The following is a 526-nucleotide window of genomic DNA, read 5'->3' as shown; positions in this document are numbered from 1 at the left end:
GCACCGGCTTGTACGGACGCTGCTTTCCAGAATTTGGCGCGGGCATCTGTGGCTTGACCGGACAATTTAACTTGGTCAATGATTTTGGTGATGAGGATGTACCAGCTGCCCATGGACATGATGACCATGATGATGAGGGTGCCTTTGGCAACGAAGTCACCTGTTTTCCAGAGCGCATCGAGGCCGTATGGGTTGTCGACCATTTCTTTGGCAGGTGCGGGGGCTGCCGGGGCGCCAGCGTCCGCTGGAGCGGCGGCTGCCGGGGCTGCGTCAGCAGCAGGGGCTGGTGCTGGGGCTGGGGCGGCAGCGGAGGCAGCTGCAGAGGCGGATTCCTGTGCAGAAACAGGGGCGACGGCAACGGCGGCTGTCAAGGCCAGGAGTGTTGCAGCCAGGAATGCGGAGAAACGGGTTTTCATTGAGGTGCTTCCTTTTAACAAAATAAGGTTGGTATTGCTTACTGCTGTTTTTATGTATTACTTGAATATTAAACTTTAAGACCAAACATCTTCACCACAGAGACACAGAG

General features: G+C 55.5%; 1 pseudogene. It reads right to left on the bottom strand.

The window, feature by feature from the left end:
* Nucleotides 1-416 (bottom strand): annotated as a pseudogene (locus ACO0LG_RS29540) (MotA/TolQ/ExbB proton channel family protein); the annotation flags it as partial.
* Nucleotides 417-526 lie beyond the last annotated feature (110 nt).

The organism is Undibacterium sp. Ji42W (genome assembly GCF_049340405.1).
Classification (GTDB): Bacteria; Pseudomonadota; Gammaproteobacteria; order Burkholderiales; family Burkholderiaceae_D; genus Undibacterium.
The sequence above is the reverse complement of the archived record's forward strand: the minus strand, read 5'-3'. Positions and strand labels throughout refer to the sequence as shown.